At 72.4% G+C, this 20,625-nt stretch carries 17 protein-coding genes; 6 read left to right on the top strand and 11 right to left on the bottom strand.

Features of this window, described 5'->3' with window-relative positions:
• Positions 1–25: 25 nt before the first annotated feature.
• The 10 genes from AB0C62_RS38215 to AB0C62_RS38170 form a co-directional block, all read right to left on the bottom strand.
• On the bottom strand, positions 26–922 hold the full coding sequence (locus AB0C62_RS38215) for an arginase family protein (RefSeq protein ID WP_362981308.1): 897 nt from the start codon (positions 920–922) through the stop codon (positions 26–28).
• Between the two features lie 95 nt (positions 923–1,017).
• Positions 1,018–1,566, bottom strand: a complete 549-nt coding sequence (locus tag AB0C62_RS38210; RefSeq protein WP_362981306.1) for a GNAT family protein — start codon at positions 1,564–1,566, stop codon at positions 1,018–1,020.
• Between the two features lie 23 nt (positions 1,567–1,589).
• Positions 1,590–1,838, bottom strand: a complete 249-nt coding sequence (locus AB0C62_RS38205) for a DUF1049 domain-containing protein (RefSeq protein WP_362981304.1) — start codon at positions 1,836–1,838, stop codon at positions 1,590–1,592.
• A gap of 110 nt (positions 1,839–1,948) precedes the next feature.
• Positions 1,949–3,739 carry a CocE/NonD family hydrolase gene (locus AB0C62_RS38200; RefSeq protein WP_362981302.1) on the bottom strand — a complete coding sequence of 597 codons (1,791 nt, stop codon included), beginning with the start codon at positions 3,737–3,739 and terminating at the stop codon, positions 1,949–1,951.
• Positions 3,740–3,930: 191 nt separating this feature from the next.
• Positions 3,931–4,878 (bottom strand): LD-carboxypeptidase, encoded by a 948-nt coding sequence (locus AB0C62_RS38195; protein ID WP_362981300.1) that lies wholly within the window; start codon positions 4,876–4,878, stop codon positions 3,931–3,933.
• A 205-nt stretch (positions 4,879–5,083) separates the two neighbouring features.
• The gene (locus AB0C62_RS38190) at positions 5,084–7,057 is read right to left on the bottom strand and encodes a prolyl oligopeptidase family serine peptidase (RefSeq protein WP_362981298.1); all 1,974 of its coding nucleotides are present in this window, start codon (positions 7,055–7,057) and stop codon (positions 5,084–5,086) included.
• A 9-nt stretch (positions 7,058–7,066) separates the two neighbouring features.
• Positions 7,067–8,380, bottom strand: a complete 1,314-nt coding sequence (locus tag AB0C62_RS38185; RefSeq protein ID WP_362981296.1) for a M20/M25/M40 family metallo-hydrolase — start codon at positions 8,378–8,380, stop codon at positions 7,067–7,069.
• Positions 8,373–9,206, bottom strand: coding sequence for a M55 family metallopeptidase (locus AB0C62_RS38180; RefSeq protein ID WP_362981294.1), 834 nt, complete (start codon positions 9,204–9,206; stop codon positions 8,373–8,375). Before AB0C62_RS38180 ends, AB0C62_RS38185 begins: the two co-directional genes overlap by 8 nt.
• Before the next feature lie 229 nt (positions 9,207–9,435).
• Positions 9,436–11,826 (bottom strand): MFS transporter, encoded by a 2,391-nt coding sequence (locus AB0C62_RS38175; RefSeq protein WP_362981292.1) that lies wholly within the window; start codon positions 11,824–11,826, stop codon positions 9,436–9,438.
• A 193-nt stretch (positions 11,827–12,019) separates the two neighbouring features.
• Positions 12,020–12,463 carry an SRPBCC family protein gene (locus tag AB0C62_RS38170; protein ID WP_081220206.1) on the bottom strand — a complete coding sequence of 148 codons (444 nt, stop codon included), beginning with the start codon at positions 12,461–12,463 and terminating at the stop codon, positions 12,020–12,022.
• Positions 12,464–12,646: 183 nt separating this feature from the next.
• Between AB0C62_RS38170 and AB0C62_RS38165 the strand changes: the two genes are divergently transcribed.
• The 4 genes from AB0C62_RS38165 (at position 12,647) to AB0C62_RS38150 (ending at position 16,437) form a co-directional block, all read left to right on the top strand.
• Positions 12,647–13,687, top strand: coding sequence for an Rv2578c family radical SAM protein (locus AB0C62_RS38165; RefSeq protein ID WP_362981290.1), 1,041 nt, complete (start codon positions 12,647–12,649; stop codon positions 13,685–13,687).
• 183 nt (positions 13,688–13,870) lie between these two features.
• A complete protein-coding gene (locus AB0C62_RS38160) occupies positions 13,871–15,454 on the top strand; it encodes an alpha/beta hydrolase (RefSeq protein ID WP_362981288.1) in 1,584 nt (527 codons plus the stop codon).
• A 60-nt stretch (positions 15,455–15,514) separates the two neighbouring features.
• A complete protein-coding gene (locus AB0C62_RS38155; protein WP_362981286.1) occupies positions 15,515–15,913 on the top strand; it encodes a RidA family protein in 399 nt (132 codons plus the stop codon).
• Positions 15,910–16,437 (top strand): GNAT family N-acetyltransferase, encoded by a 528-nt coding sequence (locus tag AB0C62_RS38150; RefSeq protein WP_362981284.1) that lies wholly within the window; start codon positions 15,910–15,912, stop codon positions 16,435–16,437. Before AB0C62_RS38155 ends, AB0C62_RS38150 begins: the two co-directional genes overlap by 4 nt.
• Positions 16,438–16,490: 53 nt before the next feature.
• Here the strand turns inward: AB0C62_RS38150 and AB0C62_RS38145 are convergent, their stop codons facing one another.
• Positions 16,491–17,069 carry an adenylosuccinate lyase gene (locus AB0C62_RS38145; RefSeq protein ID WP_362981282.1) on the bottom strand — a complete coding sequence of 193 codons (579 nt, stop codon included), beginning with the start codon at positions 17,067–17,069 and terminating at the stop codon, positions 16,491–16,493.
• A 370-nt stretch (positions 17,070–17,439) separates the two neighbouring features.
• On the opposite strand from AB0C62_RS38145, the gene AB0C62_RS38140 reads away from it, so the two are divergent.
• Positions 17,440–19,245, top strand: coding sequence for a 3-hydroxybutyryl-CoA dehydrogenase (locus AB0C62_RS38140; RefSeq protein WP_362981280.1), 1,806 nt, complete (start codon positions 17,440–17,442; stop codon positions 19,243–19,245).
• Between the two features lie 136 nt (positions 19,246–19,381).
• A complete protein-coding gene (locus tag AB0C62_RS38135) occupies positions 19,382–20,200 on the top strand; it encodes a TetR family transcriptional regulator (RefSeq protein ID WP_362981278.1) in 819 nt (272 codons plus the stop codon).
• The last annotated feature ends 425 nt before the right edge of the window (positions 20,201–20,625 follow it).

Below are 20,625 nucleotides of genomic sequence, written 5' to 3'. Positions count from 1 at the left end.
AGGGTCTCCGCTCGTCAGGTTCGGGTCAGGATTGCGCAAAGGCCCCGACGACGACGTCCGCGAGGAGCGCGCCCGCGGCGCCCTCGGGGTCCAGATCCGGGTCGTAGACGGTGACGTTGAGGCCGACGCAGCGCGGGGAGCGGACCAATGGCCCGAGCAGCGCGAGGAGTTCGTCGGGGAGCAGACCGTCGGGGTCCGGGCTGTCCACGGCGGGCATCACCGCGGGGTCGAGACAGTCGGCGTCCAGGTGCACCCAGAAGCCGTCCAGCGGCGGGAGTTCGAGGGCGGCCAGGGAGGCTCGGGCGATCGCTTCCGCGCTCCGGGTGCGCAGTTCCCCGACGGTTGTCGTGGGGATCCTCAGGGCGGCGAGCTCCTCCAGGTCGGAGTCGTCGTCGCGGATCCCGAAGAGGTGGACGTCCTCGTCCCTCAGGTAGGGCCCGAGCCCTTCGAGGTCGGACAGGTCCTCCTGGCCGCGCCCGGTCGCGATCGCGAGTTCCTCGCCGCCCGCCGCGCCGATCCGGTCGGAGTTGCCGGGGTGCCGGAAGTCGGCCGAACCGTCGATGGCCGCGAGCCCGAACCGGCCGATGCGGCGCAGGGCGAGGGAAGCGCCGAGTTGGATGGAACAGTCACCGCCGAGGACGACGGGCAGGTCGCCGGCGCGGACGTGCCGCTCGACGCGGTCGGCGAGTACCCGCGTGTAGCGGGCGATGGCCGCCGCGTTGAAGACGCCGTCGCCCTCCTTCCAGTCGCCGCGGTCGTAGCGCGGTGGCACGACGACCCCGCCCTCCAGAGCGCCGAGCCGCTGCACGATCCGCTGTTCACGCAGTGCGCCGGCCAGCTTGTGGCAGCCGGGCACGGTGCCGGGCGCGGGTGGCCGCAGGCCCAGGTTGGAGGGGGCGTCCAGCACGACGATGTTCCGCATGGGGTCATCCTCACCCGCGAGGAGGGCGCCGGGGAAGGGGGTCGCGGAGCGGCCGGGCGAGGCGGCCGCTCGGTCCGCTTCCCGCGCACCGGCGGTCAGGCGGACGCGGTCATCTCCGCGGTGATCGCCCACCGTTCGTGGTCGCGCCAGGCACCGTCGACGTGGATGAAGGCCGGCGAGAACCCTTCGAGACGGAAGCCGCACCGCCGGGCGAGGGCGATGGACGCGGCGTTGCCCGGCTGTACGTTGATCTCCAGCCGGTGCAGCCCCATCGTCCCGAAGGCGTGCCGGACGACGAGTCCGAGGCCCTCGGACATGAGCCCGCGGCCGGCGGCGTGCGCGAAGGCCCCGTAGCCGAGGGCTCCGCACAGGAAGCCGCCCTCGACGATGTTGTTGATGTTGACGAAGCCGGCGATGCCCCCGCCGTCACGTTCGCAGACGAGGAACCCGGCCTTGGTCCGGTCCTCGATGAGCCGTCCCGCGTACGCGGCGTAGCCGTCGGGGCTGCCGGGCGGGAACAGCCACGGCTGGTGGAGGCTCTTGCTCTCCCTGGCCCGCGCGGTGAACTCGGCACCGTCGTCGAGGGTGAAGGGTCGCAGGCCCACCCGTGGGCCCTCGGCGAGGTAACCGGCGTTCTCAGGCATCCCGTCACCCTAGTCGAGGGTGATCAGCGCCTGCGTCGCATGGCGTACGCACCGCACAGCGCGCCGATCAGCGCGGTGGCGAGGAGCGCCACCCACAGCGGCATGGTCACCTCGGGGACGATCAGCCGGATCCTGGTGCTGCGGGTGTTCTCGAAGATGAAGATCAGGGCGAGGACGCCCAGCACGGCGACGACGATCCTGGCGGGCGTCACCAGCCCCTCGCGGGGTCTCTTGGCGCCGGTGGGGGCGCTCTCGGTGGTCTTCCGGCTCATGCGTCCAGCATGAGCCCGCGGGCACGGGTCCGCACGACGGGGGGATCTCGGGGGAGCCCAGGTCGTCCGTCGCGGTCCACGGACCGGTCCCCCGCACCAGGTCGCCGGGCTCAGTCGCCGACGACCGGCAGCTCCAGGGTCCCGGAGTCGCCGGGCGCGCTCGTCACGGTCACCGGCTTCACCCCCTTGTTCCCGGCGTAGGCGTCGTCACTGGCGGCGACGACGAACCGGAGCCGGTGTCCCGTCTCGTACCGGTGGACGATGCCCGGCAGCGTGACGGTGAAGCTCTTCGTCACGTCCGGGACCCGCACCGGGGCCACCAGCCGGTGCACGAGTGTCTTGCTGCCGTCGGGCGCCACGTCGTACAGCTTGGCGAAGAGGACCAGCTTGTCGGCGGCGTCGCCCGAGTGCTGGACCCGCTCGGTCACCGGGGAGACGACCTTCAGCCGGGCCCGGGGCGAGCCGGCGACGTCGAGGGGCCGGGTCAGCTTCTCGCCGGTCCAGCCGAGGTAGGTGCCCGCGGTGTCGTACGGAGCCGGGTCGGGCAGCCCGATCAGCCCGGCGAGGGAACGCTCGGAGTGGCTGCTCGGCACCAGCAGGTTGCGGTAGACCCGGCTCCCCCGGGCGACCTTCGCGCGGTTGTCGACCAGCTTCCCGTCCCCGGAGAGGTAGAACGTCCGGTCGGGCGCGGGCACCCGCGGGGCGGTGGCGTACGTGTCGTCGGGGTCCGTGATCCAGTCGCGGTAGTAGGCGAAGGCGGGCCCGGTGTCGACGCCCGTGCGCCGGTGGAGGTAGCGGTCGAACCAGGCGAGGACCCGCCGGCCGACATAGCTGGTCTCCAGATTCCCCTGGCTCAGGGCGAGTTCACCCCTCGCGGGATCGGTGAGGCCCCCGCTGTGCCCCCAGGACTGCCAGATCATCCGGGCCTCGGTGCCCTGCGCCTTGAGCGTCCTGTACGTCGCGGTGGCCTCGTTGAGATTGAAGAGGCTGTCGGCCTGCCCCTGGACGAGCAGGGTGGGTGCCCGCACCCCGCGCAGGTACGACACGGGCGAGACGCTGCGCGCGTACCGCAGCAGCGACTGGGTCCGGGCGGCCGGGTAGGTACCCGAGTTCAGCGTGCGCACGGTGGCGCAGGCGTCGGTCACGAAGTGCAGACAGCCCAGGGAGTTGACGCGGGTGGGGTCCAGGTTGGCCGTGGTGAGCGGCTGGCTCTCGCCGATCAGGTAGAAGCCGTTGGACCACTGCCATTTGAAGGCGCCGGGCACCTGCCGCGCGCCGGCCGCGTTGTTCGGGTCGAGGGCGTACGCGAGGTCGTTCCAGGTGATGAGCGGGACGAGGGCGTCGACGCGGTGGTCGACGGCGGCCGTGGCCAGCTGGACGGCGCCGCCGTACGAGCCGCCGATCATGCCGACGCGGGGGTCGTCCCGGCCGTCCCGGGTGACGTAGTCGACCGTCGTGCCGTCGTCGGCGGCGCGGGTGCCCGCGAGGAAGTCGACGAGTCCGGAGGCGGCCTGCCCGTCGATGCGCGGATCGTCGAGGGAGATCAGGCACCCCGACTTCCCGAAGCCTAGCCCCGAGTAGACGAGGCCCACATAGCCCCGGGCCGCGAACGCCTTGCCGATGCCGTCCGTGGAGCCGTCCGACTTGCTGCCGCCGAAGCCGTTGGTCGCGAGCACGGCGGGTGCGGGGTGCGCCCGGTCCACCCCCGCGGGCCGGTACAGGTCGGCGTCGACCGTGCAGTCGCGGTCCCCCGCCCGGACGGTGAACGTCAGCGGGGTGACCGTGTACCGGCCGACGGCCGAGGCGGCGGGTGCCGTGAACGCGAGCGGAGCGGCCAGCGCCGCACCGAGCGCCAGGGCGAGCGGAGCACGGGACGTGGACCCGCGCGAGCGACCGGACACGAAGACCTCCACGCTGAGAACAGCCGACAGGCCGCGACGCGTCCACCGGGCCGGGACCCGGGAACGCGTCGCGATACCGACCGGTAGGTACCGGTCGGTAGTCATGCTGTGACACGTGTCATCCGGGGTCAATCACCGGTACGAGTGGTTCTTGACGGGGATTCGGTGAACGCGTCGTGCACTGGGCGTCGTCAGGCCAGCGCGGGCTCCTCCAGGGTCAGCGTCCCGGCGTCCGCGTCGAGTTCGGCCCGGACACCGAACGGCATCGTCAGCGCGCCCTCGCCGTGGCCGAAGCCGAGATGCTCGACGACCGGCACCCCGAGGCCCCCGAGACGATCGGCGAACACCGCGCGCAGTTCCTCGTAGGGTCCGCAGTCGACCCAGGAGCCGAGCGCGATCCCGGCCACGCCGTCCAGCCAGCCGGCGCGCAGCAGTTGGGTCAGGATCCGGTCCGTCCGGTAGGCCTCCTCGCCGATGTCCTCGATCAGCAGGAGCCCGCCGCGGGCGGACGGGCGGGCGTGCGGGGTGCCGAGGTCGGCGGCGAGCAGGGACACGCAGCCGCCCAGGGTGACCCCGCGAGCCCGGCCGGGCACCAGCGCGGTGGCCTCCCCGGAGGAGATGGTCCGCACGGAGTCCGGTTCGAAGAGGGTCGCGCGGAGGTGTTCCTGCGCCCGCGCGTTCTTCAGGAAGTCGAGGGCCGCGATCATCGGCCCGTGCAGGGTGGCGAGCCCCACCCGGGTCGCGAACGCCTCGTGCAGCGCGGTGATGTCGCTGAACCCGAGGAAGACCTTGGGGCCGGCGGCCCGGATCGCGTCCCAGTCGAGCAGGTCGACCATGCGCTGCGCGCCGTAGCCGCCGCGGGCGCACAGCACCGCGGACACCTCCGGGTCGCACCAGGCGGCCTGGAGGTCGGCGGCCCGGTCCGCGTCCGTCCCGGCGAGGTAGCGGAACTCGCCGTGCCGGTCGAGGACATGGGGGCCCACCACCGGGTCGAGGTCCCAGCCCCGCAGGATGTCGAGTCCGGCCTCGAGACGCTCCTCGGGGACGGGGCCGCTGGGCGCGACCACGGCGACGCGGGCCCCGGCGGCGAGCCGCGCCGGCCGGGTCAGGGGGTTGACGGTCGAGGTCGATCGGGTCACGCGTACTGCTCCCGTTCCTGGTGCCGATGTCCGTGCGGGTACTGCCGGTTGTGCGGGTGACGGCCGCTCGTGTGGCGGCCGCCAGTGCGACAGCCTCTCGCGTGGCGGCCGTTCATGTGCTGTTCGTGGTGGTGCGAGACCGCCCGGTCCGCTCCCCCGGTCCGCGCGGGGCCGGCCCCGGTCGAGTCCCTGGGCCACGGTGGCCTCACTTGGACAGCTCCAGGAGGGGGACGTCCGGCGGGTTCAGACCGAACACCTGCGCGTACAGGGAGAGTTCGGCTTCCAGGGCGCGCACCATCGTCTCGGCGCGCCGGAAGCCGTGGCCCTCGCCCTCGAACGCGATGTAGGCGTGCGGCACGCGACGGCCCTCCTCCTCCAGCCGGGCCAGGAAACGCTCGCACTGCACGGGCGGGCAGATCGCGTCGTCGAGTCCCTGGAGCAGGAGGAACGGCGCGGTGATCCGGTCGGCGTGCTCGGACGGCGACCGCTCGGCGTAGCGGCCGGGCACCTCGGCGATCGGCCCGACCAGCGACTCCAGGTACTGCGACTCGAAGTCGTGGGTCTCCCCGGACGCCCATCCGGTGAGGTCGAGGATCGGGTAGATGATCGTGCCGCAGGCGTACACGTCGGTGGCGGCGAGGGAGGCGGCGGTCGTCCAGCCGCCCGCGCTGCCGCCGCGGATCGCGAGGCGCCGCCGGTCGGCGGTGCCCTCCGCGGCGAGCGCGAGCGCGACGGCCGCGCAGTCCTCGACGTCGACGACACCCCACTGCTCGCGCAGCCGGTTGCGGTACTCCCGTCCGTAGCCCGTCGAGCCGCCGTAGTTGACCTCGGCGACCCCGATGCCCCGGGAGGTGAAGTAGGCGATCTCCAGGTCCAGGACGAGGGGCGAGCGGCCGGTGGGACCGCCGTGCACCCAGACGACGTACGGCGGCAGTTCGTCACCGGGGGCCACGTGGCCCGGGTGGTGCGGCGGGTAGACGTGCGCGTGGATCTCGCGTCCGGCGGGGCCGGTGAAGGAGCGGATCTGGGGCTCGGGGTAGTGCGCGGGATCCACCGGGTCGTCGTGCGCCGCGCCGACCGCCCGGGCCCGCCCGGTGCGCGCGTCCAGCTCGACGACCTCGTACGCGCTGCGAGGGCTCGCTCCGACGCCGACGATCCTGGTGCCCTGTGCGGCGAGGGTCGGCGCGAACTCCGTCCAGGGGCCGGCCGCGTCGACGAGCTCGCCCGTCTCCGGGTCGAGTATGCCGAGCGCGGTGGACCCCAGCCCGTGCACGACCGCGATCAGGCCGCTCTCCAGCGGGGCGAACCAGCGGTTCCCGACGCGCCAGAGCGAACCGCCGAACTCCTCCTCGCGGGTACAGAGCGCCAGGCCCTCGCCGTCCGGGCCGAGTCGGTAGAGGTTCCACCAGCCGGTGCGGTCGCTGACGTACAGGAGGGTGCCGTCCGGTGCCCACTCGGCCTGGACGACGGACTCCTCCGGGCCTCCGGCGACGGTGCGCGGGCCGGACAGCGTGCCCTCGGCGGTGACGTCCGCGAGGACCACCTCGGTGCCGTCCCAGGGCATCCGGGGATGGTCCCAGGCGAGCCAGGCCGCCTGTCGGCCGTCGGGCGAGATCCGGGGGCCGGTGACGAACTGGTGCGGCCCGTCGGACAGTTCACGGACGGCGTCACGGTCCCGCGCCGCCGATCCGTCGAGCGGTACGGCGGCGAGGACCCGGCGCACGTCGCTCGGGCCGTCGCCGGTGAACTCCTCCAGGACGCACCACACCTCGTCCCGCTCCCCCCGGATCTGCGGGTCGACCCAGCGCAGTCCGCCGCCCACGGGGGAGACGGGAGTCAGCGGGGTCGGTTCGGTGCCTGGCTCCCACCGGTAGAGGCGCTGGTCGGAGAAGTCGACGAAGACGATCAGGGGGCCCTCGGGGCGCATGACGCCCGCCCAGGGCAGGCCGCCGTACTCGATGACGCGACTGCGCACGTTCCACGGGGCGGGCAGGACGGGCTCCTGCCCGCCGTCCTCCGTCCGGCGCACCAGGGTGCGCCGCCCGCCCTCGGTGGGCCGGGGCTCGGTCCACCAGATCTCGGCGCCGACGAAGCCGACGAACTCGGGGTGCCCGTCGTGCGCGGCGGCGAGCGTCGCGTCGATCGGCGAGGGCCAGGATCCGTAGGGCAAGGTCTGCATGTCGTCCCCCTAGGCCGTGCGCAGGAAGCGGTCGAGAACGCGGACACCGAAGTGGAGCGCCTCGACCGGCACGCGCTCGTCGACTCCGTGGAACAGGGCTTGGTAGTCGAAGCCCTCGGGCAGCTTCAACGGGGCGAATCCGTAGCCGGTGATGCCGAGGCGGGAGAACTGCTTGGCGTCCGTGCCGCCGGACATGCAGTACGGAACGACGTGGCCCTCCGGCGCGAACTCCTCGACGGCCGCCCGCATCCGCGCGTACGTCGGGGTGTCCAGGGGTGCCTGGAGCGCCACCTCGTGGTGCTCGAACTCCCACTCCACGTCGGGCCCGGTGAGCCGGTCCAGGGTGGCGCGGAACTCGTCCTCGCCGCCGGGCAGATAGCGGCCGTCCACGTGGGCGACGGCCTCTCCCGGAATGACGTTGATCTTGTAACCGGCGCTCAGCATCGTCGGGTTGGAGCTGTTGCGGACCGTCGGCTCGACGAGGGCGGCGGCCGGGCCGAGCTTCTGGAGCAGGCCGTCGACGTTGTTCGGGTCGTCCAGGTCCGCGTCCACGCCGTACACGGCGGCGAGTTCGGTCAGGGCGGCCCGGACGGTCGGGGTGAGACGCAACGGCCACTCGTGGGCGCCGATACGGGTGACGGCGGCGGCGAGACGGGTCACCGCGTTGCTCCGGTTCACCTTGGAGCCGTGGCCGGCGCGGCCCCGCGCGGTGAGCCTGAGCCAGCCGGTGCCGCGCTCGCCCGCCGCGATCGGGTAGAGCTGCCGGCCGCTGCCGTCGTGGAAGGTGAAGGCCCCCGACTCGCTGATCCCCTCGGTGCAGCCCTCGAAGAGCTCCGGGTGCCGGTCGGCGAGGAAGCCCGAGCCGTCCTCGGCGCTCGCCTCCTCGTCCGCGGTGAAGGCGATGACGAGGTCACGGCGGGGCCGTACCCCTTCGCGGGCCCAGGAGCGGAGGACGGCGAGGATCATCGCGTCCATGTTCTTCATGTCGACCGCGCCGCGCCCCCAGACCACGCCGTCGCGGACCTCGCCGGAGAACGGGTGGACGGTCCAGTCCTGCGCCTGCGCGGGCACCACGTCCAGATGACCGTGCACGAGGAGGGCGTCGGCGGACGGGTCGGTGCCCGGCACGCGGGCCACGACGTTGGTCCGCCCCGCGGTGCGCTCCAGGAGTGTGGGCTCCAGGCCCGCCTCGGCCAGTCGCGCCGCCGCGTACTCGGCGGCGGGGCGCTCGCGGCAGTCGCCGCCGCCCCGGTTGGTCGTGTCGAACCGGATGAGGTCGGAGGTGAACCGGACCACCTCGTCCAGCGCCTGTGCGTCAGCCATACTGCTCCTCCACCGCGGCCGAGACGATCGTGGTGACCGCCTTGAACGTCCGGATCCCCTCGTACATGGTGTCGCTGGTGTAGGCGATCTTCCGCTCGCCGGTGCGGTCCACTCCGGGCACGACGGTGGCGGCCATCGCCAGGTGCTCGGCGTCGAACTCCAGGGCGACGGTGAACGGCCCCGCGGCGACGGGCTCGTGCCGCACGGCGAGCGCCGCCGCCTCCTTGGCGGCCGCCCGGATGTCAGCGGCGGTCCTGGCGGGGGTGCGGCACACGGCCGCGTACCGCGACACGTGGTCCTTCACGGCGACCTTCAGGGCGCCTGGCGCGTAGCCGAGGGCGTCCTCGCATGCCACGTCGTCGCCGGTGACCAGCACCACCGGCACGCCGTACTCCGCGACCACCCGGGCGTTCAGCAGGCCCTCGCTCGCGCGCACGCCGTCGACCCACACGCCGGTGATGGAGTTCGCGAGGTAGGTGTGGGCGAGGACGCCCTCCATGCCGGCGCCGGCGTGATAGCCGACGAACGCGATGCCGTCCACGTTGTCGTGCTGCACGCCCTCGACCATGGACAGCGACTTGTGCCGCCCGGTGAGCATCTCGGCTCTCTCGTCGAGCTGCTCCAGCAGGAGGTTCCGCATGGTCCAGTGGGCCTCGTTGATGAGCACCTCGTCGGCGCCGCCGTCGAAGAAGCCGAGCACCGCGGCGTTCACGTCCGAGGTGAACATCGCGCGGCACCTCTCCCACTGCGGGGTGCCCGGCAGCACGTCGGCCGGCCAGGTCACACCGGTGGCGCCTTCCATGTCGGCGCTGATGAGGATCTTCATGCCGGAAACCGTACGCGCTTGTGCCCGGGCCCGGCAGAGCCTGTGGACAACTCTCACCGGTCCAGACCACTGGCATCGTTCGGCGTGCCCCGCCACCAGTCCTTTCGACGCGGTCCGCGGCGCGGCCCCTCCGTCGCGCAGGCTGCGGAGGGGGCCCGGCAGCGCGGTCGAGCGCACCGGTCGGAGAGCGCCTCCCGGCCGGGTCAGTGCTCGCGCCCCATCTGCCGGGTCAGTCCTCGTGGCCCAGTTGCAGGTCCCGTTCCGTCCGGCCTCCCCCGGCGACCTGGAGCACGGTTGCCACGGGCGGGTAGCCGGCCGCGATGACCGTGTACTCGCCGGACGCCAGGTCGACGAACCGGAACGTGCCGTCGGGTCCGGTGGTCAGGGTGTCCACCACGTTGCCCGCGGCGTCCAGGAGGGTCACGCGCGCGTCCTCGACGGGGCGTCCGCCGCCCGCGCGGACGGTACCGCGCAGCACGGCGCCCCCCGCGAGTTCGACGTCCTGGCGGGTCTCCCGCGCGGCCTGGACGGTCACCGGGAGCGCGGCGGGACGGAACGCGGGCGCGCTGGCGGCGAGGGTGTACTCGCCGGCCACCAGCTCGCTGATCACGTAGGCGCCCTCGCGTCCGCTGCGGGTGGTGGCGACCACCTCGCCGTGCACGTTGGTGAGGGTCACGGTGGCCTCCCGCACCGGGGTGCCGTCCGCGGTCAGCACGCCGCCGGCGAGACGTCCCGCGCCGCCGAGCACGACGTCGAGTTCGACGGGTCGTTCGCCGACGGTCACGGAGACGGCCTGCGGCTGGTGTCCGCCGGCCGCGGCGATCAGCACGTACGATCCCGCGCCGGGCGTGGAGAGCGCGTACCGCCCGTCCTCGCCGCTCGCGCCCCGCCCGATCTGCTGTCCCCCGACGTCGATGAGGGTGAGGGCGGCCCGGGGGACGACCGTGCCGTCGGAGTGCTGCACCGTGCCGCAGACGGGGATCCCGGCGGCGTGTCCCGAACGGGCCGGTGGAATGGGGGTGTTCACCTGCGCGGAGTCCGGCTCGGCGGTGGGGGCGTTGTGGGACACCAGCGGTTTCTCCTTGAGGAAGCAGGCGATGACCAGTCCGAGGACGAGGACCGGTACGAGGTAGAGGAAGATCCGCGGCATGGCGTCCGCGTACGCGCCGATGTACTGGTCGCGCAGGGCGGCGGGCATCGCGTGGACGAGCTGCGGGGTGATGGACTCGGAGTCCCCGGCGGGGGTGTCGGCGCGCGCGGGGAGGCGTTCGGCGAGGGCGTCGGCCAGCCGGTTGGCGAACAGGGTGCCGAAGATGGCGGCGCCGACGCTGCCGCCGATCTGCCGGAAGTAGTTGTTGGCGCTGGTCGCGGTGCCGAGGTCGGCCGGGCGCACGGAGTTCTGGACGGCGAGCACCAGGACCGGCATCACCATGCCGATGCCCGCGCCGAGGACCGCCATCCAGAGGCTGTAGTGCAGCCGGGGGGTGTCGACCTCCAGGTGCGACAGGAGCCACATGCCGACGACGGACAGGGCGCTGCCGAGGACGGGGAAGAGCTTGTAGCGGCCGGTACGGCTGATGAGCTGGCCGGAGACGATGGAGGCGCCGACGATGCCGCCCATCATGGGCAGCATGAGCAGGCCGGACTCGGTGGCGCTGGCGCCGTCGACCATCTGGAGGAAGGTCGGGAGGTAGCTGGCGGCGCCGAAGAGGGCGACGCCGACGACCAGGCCGACGAGGGCGGTGACGTTGAAGACGCCGTCCCTGAACAGCCGCAGGGGGATGAGGGGTTCGACGGCGAAGCGCTCGACGACGAGGAAGAGCGCGGTCGCGGCGAGGGCGCCGGCGGCGAGCCCGAGGATGACCCGTGAGCCCCAGGCGTACTCGGTGCCGCCCCAACTGGTCAGCAGGACGAGGCAGGTCGACGCGGCGGCGAGGAGGAGCACGCCGAGGACGTCGACACGGCCGCGGACGGCCGGCTTCGGCAGTTTCAGCACGACGGTGACGACGGCGAGGGTGAGCAGGCCGAAGGGCACGTTGACGTAGAAGCACCAGCGCCAGGAGAGGTGGTCCGTGAAGTAGCCGCCGAGCAGCGGTCCCGCGACCGACGCGAGCCCGAACGCGGCGCCGATCAGGCCCATGTAACGGCCTCGTTGGCGGGGCGGCACGATGTCGGCGATGATCGCCTGCACGCCGATCATGAGGCCGCCGGCGCCGGTTCCCTGGACCGCGCGGAAGGCGATCAGCTGGTCCATGGTCTGCGCGCGTCCGGCGAGTGCCGAGCCGATGACGAAGACGACGATGGCGAACTGGAAGACGCCCTTGCGGCCGAAGAGGTCGCCGAGCTTGCCGTAGACCGGGAGTCCGACGGTGGAGGTGAGCAGGTAGGCGGTGATCGCCCAGGACATCTTGTCCAGGCCGTGCAGCTCCCCGACGATCCTGGGGAGCGCGGTGGCGACGATCATCTGCTCCAGGGCGGCGAGGAGCAGCGCGAGCATGAGCCCGCAGAAGACCAACCTGACCTGGCGCGGGGCGAGTCCGGCGGGTTCGACGGCCGGTGGCGCGACCTCCGGCGTGGGTGCGACGACCGGTTCGTCCTGCACCAGAGTGATCCCGCCCACGTACCGCTCCCCTCGTCGCACCCACGCACAATTGCCGCTTATGGCGACAACTGCGAGCAAGCGCGACGAGTTACGGCACGAACGCCGGTGGACGGGAGATCCACTCGAACCGGTGAGAGATCAACACGCCCTCGGGCGGCCCCTTTTGACGGCGGCGATCCCCGGCAGGGGGGTCACCGCCGCGTCACCGGCGTCACTTCTCGGCGTGGGCCGCGAGGTTGGCGAGCTCCGCGTCGTAGATGCGGGCGAGTCCCTTGGGCGCGAAGGTCCGCTCGAAGAAGCCGCCGATGCCGCCCGCGCCGTTCCAGACGCTGGTCACCACGACACGCGACGCCCCCTCGCCGGCCGGGGTCACCCGCCAGGTGGTCACCATGGAGGAGTTGCGGTCCTTCTCGACGAGTTCACCGTCGGTGGGCTCGGTCACCTCGAGGAGGCAGTCCCGGACGCGCTTGCTGGTGGCCTGGAGCTTCCAGTGCACGAGGGTGCCCTCGCCGTCGCCGCCCTCGCGGACCTCGTACTCGCTGAAGTGCTCGGGCAGCAGCTTCTGCCGCGTGCCGCTGTAGTCGGCCAGGGCGTCGAACACCGCCTCCGCGTCCGCCGCGATGACCCGCTCCGTCGTCGCCTCGACCTGCGCCATGGCACTTCCTCCAGCAGTTGGTTCCTCGGGGTGTGCGGTCAGCCAACCACCCGGCGGCCCGGCCGCCCAAATCGGGGTGCCCGTGGGGTACGGGCGGGGTCGGCCGGGACTCCGGGGAAACACGGTCGCACGATCAAGGGAACATGTGTTCTATTCTGTGGTCAGTGCTACCGAGGAGGCGTCATGCGCTGGGAGAACCTGACCGTGGACCCCGCCGGGGACCCCGCCCGGGACGCCGCGCTGTTCGGCGCGGACCGGGTGACGACACGAACGTTCGACACCCCCGAGTTCCGGGGAATCACGTTCCACGAGATCCGGGCGCGCTCGATCGTGAACCGGGTGCCGGGGGCGTCGCGGATGCCGTTCGAGTGGACCGTCAATCCGTATCGAGGCTGTACGCACGCGTGCGTCTACTGTTTCGCGCGCAAGACGCACAGCTATCTGGACCTCGACACCGGCCTCGGCTTCGACTCGCAGATCGTGGTCAAGGTCAACGCTCCGGAGCTGCTGCGCCGCCAGCTCGCCTCACGCCGCTGGCACGGCGAGCACATCGCGATGGGCACCAACGTCGACTGCTACCAGCGCGCCGAGGGCCGGTACCGGCTGATGCCGGGCATCATCGCGGCCCTGCGCGACCGGGCGAACCCCTTCTCCATCCTGACCAAGGGGACGCTCATCCTGCGCGACCTGGACCTGCTGAGGCAGGCGTCCGAGGTCACCGACGTCGGGATCTCGGTGTCCGTGGGCTTCACCGACGCCGAGCTGTGGCGCACCGTCGAGCCGGGCACACCGGCCCCGGAGCGCCGCCTCGACGTGGTCCGCACCCTCACGGACCACGGCATCGACTGCGGCGTCCTGATGGCGCCGGTGATCCCGTTCCTCGGCGACCACCCCGCCCAACTGCGCGCCACCGTACGGGCGATCGCGGCGTCGGGGGCGACCTCCGTGACCCCGCTGGTGCTGCATCTGCGGCCCGGCGCCCGCGAGTGGTTCATGGCCTGGCTCGGGCACCACCACCCGCATCTCGTGCCGCGCTACGAGCGGCTGTACGCGGAGGGCGCCTACGCCCCGAAGTGGTACCAGCGCCGGATCACCCGTCAGGTCCACGAACTGGCCGAGGAGTACGGCATCGGTCCCACGCGCGCGGGGATGCCGCGCCGGATCACCGCCCCCGAGCCGACCGCGCCGGCGGCCCCGGAGCCCACCCAGCTGACCCTGCTCTGACACTCCCTCAGGACGTGTGGCCGAAAAGGGCCGAAGGGCCGGTCCGGGGCGGCATCCGAGCGCATCGGGCGGACCAATCGGGTCGAGTCTTGCCGGAAGGCGTTCGTCCGGGGCCCCTGTCCGGGACGATACGGCGAAGGCCGTGGCGTGCACGGCTCGAAATCCTCCGTCCTGGGAGGCCTTGTGAAGAAACGCGCAGCTGCTCTGTGCGGGGCTGCCGCCGTGCTGGCCGGGATGATCACGTCGGTCCCCGCCGACGCGAGCGCCGGCTTCGCGGCCGCACCGCGCAGCGCCCCGGCCGCGAAGCTCAGCTGGAAGAAGTGCGCCACCAGCGACTACCCGACGCTCCAGTGCGCCTCCCTGAAGGTGCCGCTGGATCACTCGAATCCCTACAGCAAGCGGATCACCCTCGCCCTGTCCCGCGTCCCGCACACCGCGAAGACGTACCAGGGGCCGCTGCTGGTGAACCCCGGCGGTCCCGGCGGCAGCGGTCTCTCGCTGGCCGGATTCGTCGCCTCCGCGCTGCCCAAGGCAGTGGCGGCGCAGTACGACGTCATCGGCTTCGACCCGCGCGGCGTCGGCGCGAGCAGGCCCGCCCTCGACTGCAAACCGGGCCAGTTCAAGCCGGTCCGCCCGGACTCCGTGCCGAGCACCAAGGCCCTGGAGAAGGCCAACCTCGACCGCGCGAAGTCCTTCGCCAAGGCCTGCGGCACGAAGTACGCGGACCTGCTGCCGTACATCGACACGATCAGCACCGTCCGCGACATGGACGCGATCCGCGGGGCGCTCGGCGCCAAGAAGATCAACTACTTCGGGTACTCGTACGGCACCTATCTCGGGGCCGTCTACGCCAAGCTCTACCCGCAGCGGGTCCGCCGGCTCGTCCTGGACTCCATCGTCGACCCCACCGGCGTCTGGTACGAGGACAACCTCAGCCAGGACTACGCCTTCAACGACCGTCACCTGGCGTTCCTCGCGTGGGTCGCGAAGAACAACGCCACCTACAAGCTCGGCACCGACCCGGCCAAGGTCGAGGCCAAGTGGTACGCGATGCGCGCGGCGCTGGCCAAGAAGCCGGCGCAGAAGAAGGTGGGCGCCTCCGAGCTGGAGGACACCTTCATCCCGGGCGGCTACTACAACGGCTACTGGCCCTACCTCGCCCAGGCGTTCGCGTCCTACGTGAACAGCAAGGACCCGGACCCGCTCGTCGAGGCCTACGACAACTTCGCGGCCGTCGACGCCTCGGGAGACAACGGGTACAGCGTCTACACGTCGGTGCAGTGCCGTGACGCCTCCTGGCCGCGCGACTGGCGCCAGTGGCGCAAGGACAACTGGGCGGTGTACGACAAGGCGCCGTTCATGGCCTGGAACAACGCCTGGTACAATGCGCCGTGCGCGTTCTGGCCGACGGACTCGCTGCGACCGGTGGACATCTCCAACCACCGGCTGCCGCCCACCCTGCTCTTCCAGGCGACCAACGACGCGGCCACCCCGTACGAGGGCGGCGTCACGGTCCATCAGCAGCTGCGCGGTTCCAGCCTGGTGGTCGAACAGGGCGGCGGGAACCACGGCATCACGCTGAGCGGCAACACCTGCCTGGACACGTACCTGGCGACGTATCTGACCGACGGCAAGGTGCCGCGCGGCGGTGGTGAGGTCGACGCGGTGTGCAAGACGCTGCCCGACCCCAAGCCGCTGACCACGAAGGCGGCGTCCCCCTCCGCGCGGGGCTCGGCGCTGCACGGACTGCTCGGCTTCCGGGGCTGAACCCCCGCTGAGCGATGCCCCGTCGGGGGCGCTGTCGGACCCGTGGTCCACCATGGACCCATGAGTGATCCGACGCGTGTCTCCGCCCCCGACGGGGTCGCCCCCGCCGCCGCGTACTCCCACGTGGTGACGGCCACGGGGCGCTTCGTGGCGGTCTCGGGCCAGCTCCCCCTGGACGAGGCCGGCGAGATCGTCGGGGAGGGCGACGCCGCGGCGCAGGCCCGCCAGGTCTTCGAGAACCTGCGCCGCTGTCTGGCGGCGGCGGACGCCACCTTCGACGACGTCGTCAAACTGACCTACTTCGTCACGGACATGGCCCACATGCCCGCGATCCGGGCCGCCCGGACCGCGCACCTGCCCGCCGACCGGCTTCCGGCCGCCTCCGCCGTCCAGGTCGCCGCGCTGGTGAGACCCGAGTTCCTGATGGAGATCGAGGCGTTCGCCGTGGTCGGCGCGTGAGCGCGCTCCGGGTCCGCGAGATGGCCCTCGACGACTGTCCGCGGGTGGCCGAGATCCGTGTGCGCGGCTGGCAGAGCGCGTACAGGGGCCTGATGCCGCAGTCGTATCTGGACGCGCTCAGCGTGACCGAGGACGCGGCGCGGCGCCGCGGCCACCTCGAACGCGCCGACGGCTCCGTGGTGAACCTGGTCGCGGAGCGGGACGGCGCGGTGGTCGGCTGGGTGTGCCACGGCCCCTACCGCGACGGCGAAGTAGGCCCCGCAGACGTCGAGTTGTACGCGATCTACGTACACCCGGACCTGGTGGGCCAGGGGGTCGGGCAGGCGCTGCTGCGGGCGTCCGTCGCCCGGTGCGTGGCGGCCGGGCGTGAGCGCATGCTGCTGTGGGTCCTCAGGGAGAACGCCCCGGCCCGCCGGTTCTACGAGCGGGCCGGTTTCGGCGCCGACGGCGCCGAGGAGCCCTTCGAGGCGGCCGGTGTCGAGGTGCCCGAGGTGCGCTACGTCCGGGCACTGACCCCCGAGTGACCCGGCCGCCGAACACCTGACCCGGCAGCCGTGCACCGGTCACAGCCGTGCCGCTAGCTCTCCTCCCGGGGCAGCCGGGCCAGTGCGCGGACGGCGGTCTCGGCGAATGCCGGGTGGGCCAGCGCCTCGTTCAGGACAGGGCGGGCCCGGGCGTCGCCCAGGGCGCCGAGGCCCTCCGCGCAGGCGAGCGCGACCCTGCGGTACGGGTCGTGCGGGAGCAGCCTGCGGCGCAGGACGGTGATCAGCGCGGGTACGGCCTCGGGGGCGCGGAGTTCGACCAGCAGCAGGACCGGCTGGAGCGCGTAGGCGACGCGCAGTTCGTTCGTGGCGAGCGCGGCGGCGGCGCGGGCCGTCCGCGGATCGCCGAGCCGGGCCAGGGCGCGGGCCGCGGACGCGCAGCGCTCGGGGTCGCGGTGGTTGAGCAGCAGGACGAGTGCCTCGAAGGCGCGGCGGTCACCGGCGGTCCCGAGCCGGAAGGCGACCAACTCCCTTGCCCACAGCGGCTGTCCCGGCTCGGTCAGCGCCGCCGCCAGGACGTCGGGGTCCTCGGTCGCCGCGAGTCGTTCGTACCCCGCGGAGCCCCCCGCCTCGGCCCGCACACGCTCCGTGAGTGATCGCAACGCTTCGTCCATGGGCCGAGCTTAGGCACGCCCGTGAGGTGCGGGGACCTACATCACAAAGTCGGGGGCTGGCGCGCTCGTTACCGGCGGGTTAAGCTCAGACGAGCGAGTTACCCACTCGTGTTGGACCTCTCGGTGGCCTGGTGACGCAGCCGCCGTGAGAGCAGTCGGTTCGGTACCTCAGGTATCGCAGTACGACACGGCTCCGGGACAGGGCCGGTCGGCTCCACCGCCACACGGGCGCGCTTTCTTCGGCGCCCCGTTCGCAACCGGGCGTGTGCGCTCGTCAGCCCGGCCAACACCCGCAACCTCCGCACTGTGTGCGCCTGTCGGCGTACCCGGGTGCACTCCTCAGTCGTCACCCTCTCCCAGGAGTCCCGCGATGGCCACTCCCCTGTCCGACACCCCCCTGTCCCCGCTGAAGACCGTCGCCGTCGTCGGCCTCGGCACCATGGGCACCGGCATCGCCGAAGTCCTGGCCCGGGCCGGCCGCGACGTCATCGGCATCGACGTCAGCGAGGCCGCGGCCGTCCAGGCCGTCGCCGCCCTCGAAGCCTCCACCGAACGCGCCGTGCGGCGCGGGCGGCTCAGCGAGCAGGAGCGGACGGACGCCCTCGGCCGGTTCCGCACCTCCACCGACCTCGCGGCCGCCGCCGACGCCGACCTCGTCATCGAGGTGACTCCGGAGTCGTACGACATCAAGCAGCAGGTCTTCCGGGCGCTGGACGGCATCGTGCGGCCCGAGACGATCCTCGCGACGGGCACCAACGCGCTGTCCGTGACCCGGCTCGCCGCCGACTCCTCCCGCCCCGAGCGCGTCCTCGGCCTGCACTTCTTCAACCCGGCGCCGGCCATGAAGCTCGTCGAGGTCGTCTCCTCGGTGCTGACCGCGCCGGCCGCCGTCGCCGCGGTCACCGACCTGGCCCTGGAACTCGGCAAGGAGCCCGTCGCGGTCGGGGACCGCCCCGGATTCGTCGCCGACGGACTGCTGTTCGGATACCTCAACCAGGCGGCCGCGATGTACGAGGCGAAGTACGCCTCCCGCGAGGACATCGACGCGGCCATGAAGCTCGGCTGCGGACTGCCCATGGGCCCGCTCGCGCTGCTCGACCTGATCGGCGTGGACACCGCGCGCACGGTCCTGGAGGCCATGTACGCCGAGTCGCAGGACCGGCTGCACGCCCCCGCGCCCGTCCTCAAGCAGCTCAGCGAGGCGGGCCTGACCGGGCGCAAGTCCGGGCGCGGCTTCTACTCCTACGACGCCCCCGGCGGCGCCACCGTCGTGCGGGACGCGCTGACGCCGCCGGAGGGAGGCACGCAGGCCCCCGGCCGCACCGTCCGCTCGGTCGGTGTCGCGGGGTCCGGGACGATGGCCTCCGGCATCGCGGAGGTCTTCGCGAAGGCCGGCCACACGGTCGTCCTCGCGGCCCGCAGCGAGGAGAAGGCGCAGGCCGCGAAGGCGCGGATCGGCAAGTCCCTCTCCCGCTCCGTCGACAAGGGCCGGCTGACCGCCGAGGCGGCGGCGCAGACCCTGGAGCGGATCACGCCGACCGGCAGCTACGACGACTTCGCCGACGTCGACCTGGCGCTGGAGGCGGTCGCCGAGGACCTGGAGGTCAAGCAACAGCTGTTCGGCGTCTTCGACAAGGTCTGCAAGCCGGGCGCGATCCTCGCCACCACCACCTCCTCGCTGCCCGTCGTCGCCTGCGCCCGCGCCACCTCGCGCCCGCAGGACGTGATCGGCATGCACTTCTTCAACCCGGCCCCGGCGATGAAGCTCGTCGAGGTCGTGCGGACCGTGCTGACCGCGGACGACGTGCACGCCACCGTGCGCGAGGTCTGCGCGAAGATCCGCAAGCACCCGGTGGACTGCGGTGACCGGGCCGGCTTCATCGTGAACGCGCTGCTGTTCCCGTACCTCAACAACGCGATCAAGATGGTGCAGGAGCACTACGCCTCGCTCGACGACATCGACGCCGCGATGAAGCTGGGCGGCGGCTACCCGATGGGCCCGTTCGAACTGCTCGACGTGGTCGGTCTCGACGTCTCGCTGGCCATCGAGAAGGTCCTGCACCGCGAGTTCCGCGACCCGGGACTGGCCCCCGCGCCGCTCCTGGAGCACCTGGTGGCCGCGGGCTGCCTCGGCCGCAAGACGGGCCGCGGTTTCCGCGAATATGCCCGCCGCTGAGCGTCCGGGCGACTCGTTCGCGGCGGACGCCGACTGGGGCGGACTGCTCGAACCGGCCGGAAACCCCTCGCCCGTCCCGGGCGGGGGGATCCCCGGACATGCGCGCTCTCCTGCACACATGCAGTACGTTCGGGTCATGCCCCAGCCCGCCAAGTCCTCACGTACCCCCGCCACGTCCGACGCTCCTCCGGAGAGCGCCGCGGGCAACCGCGCGGCGGCCCAACGGCTCAAGATGCGCCGGGAACTGGCGGCCGCGGCCATGGAGCTGTTCGCGACCAAGGGGTACGAGGCGACCACCGTCGACGAGATCGCCGCGCGGGCGGGGGTGGCCCGCCGCACCTTCTTCCGCCACTTCCGCTCCAAGGAAGAGGCGATCTTCCCCGACCACGACGACACCCTGATCCGGGCCGAGGCGGTGCTCAAGGCGGCGCCGGCGCACGAGCATCCGCTCGACACCGTGTGCCGCGGCATCAAGGAAGTCATGCGGATGTACGCGGCGCAGCCGGAGATCTCCGTCTCCCGCTACAAGCTGACCCGCGAGGTACCGACGCTGCGCGAGGCCGAGATCGCCTCCGTGGCGCGCTACGAGCGGCTCTTCACGCGCTATCTCCTCGGCCACTTCGACGAGCACGCGCACGACGACGACGCCAACGACGATCCGCTGCTCGCGGAGGTCGCCGCGTCGGCCGTGGTCACGGCGCACAACCACGTCCTGCGACGGTGGCTGCGGGCGGGCGGCCAGGGCGACGTGGAGACGCAGTTGGACCACGCCTTCGCCATCGTCCGCAAGACGTTCGGCACGGGGATCGGCGCGGGACGGGAGACCGCGCCGCGACCGGCCGCCGCCGCCTCGTCCTTCACCGAGGGGGACGTACTGGTGACCGTGGCCCGGGTGGACGCACCGCTGGACCAGGTGATGCGCACCATCGAGCAGGCACTCAAGGACCGGTCGTAACGGGCCCCTTACACACCTTCGGCAGTACCGCCCCTCCGCAGTGGCCGGACGGGTTGATTCAGCACCGGACGGGCTCCTTTTGAGCGCGTCCGGTGTTTTTATGCCCTGACCTGATCGATCATCGCTCACGTGTTACGTAAAGATTTCATCTGAGCGCAACTTTTGGCACTGCGTGCCTTGTCAGGTGACACGGCGTGCCATACGTTGAAGGAGTCCGGGCGGCCGGCGTGCAGAGACCCTTCGTACGCCGGCTGTCCCCGCAAGCCGATGGCCTGCGCGCCCGGACGCCTGCGTCACAGGCAACCTCTCGCGCACACCAAGCGCTGCCCAGCACCACCTCCGCCGGACCGACGGCACACCTCCACCCTCAGCAGCAGCACCGACGTAACCCTCAGCGTTCCCCTCAGGACGCTCATCGCCGGAGG

It is taken from the genome of Streptomyces sp. NPDC048643 (assembly GCF_040650615.1).
Classification (GTDB): domain Bacteria; phylum Actinomycetota; class Actinomycetes; order Streptomycetales; family Streptomycetaceae; genus Streptomyces.
This window is presented reverse-complemented; position numbering and strand designations above follow the sequence as displayed.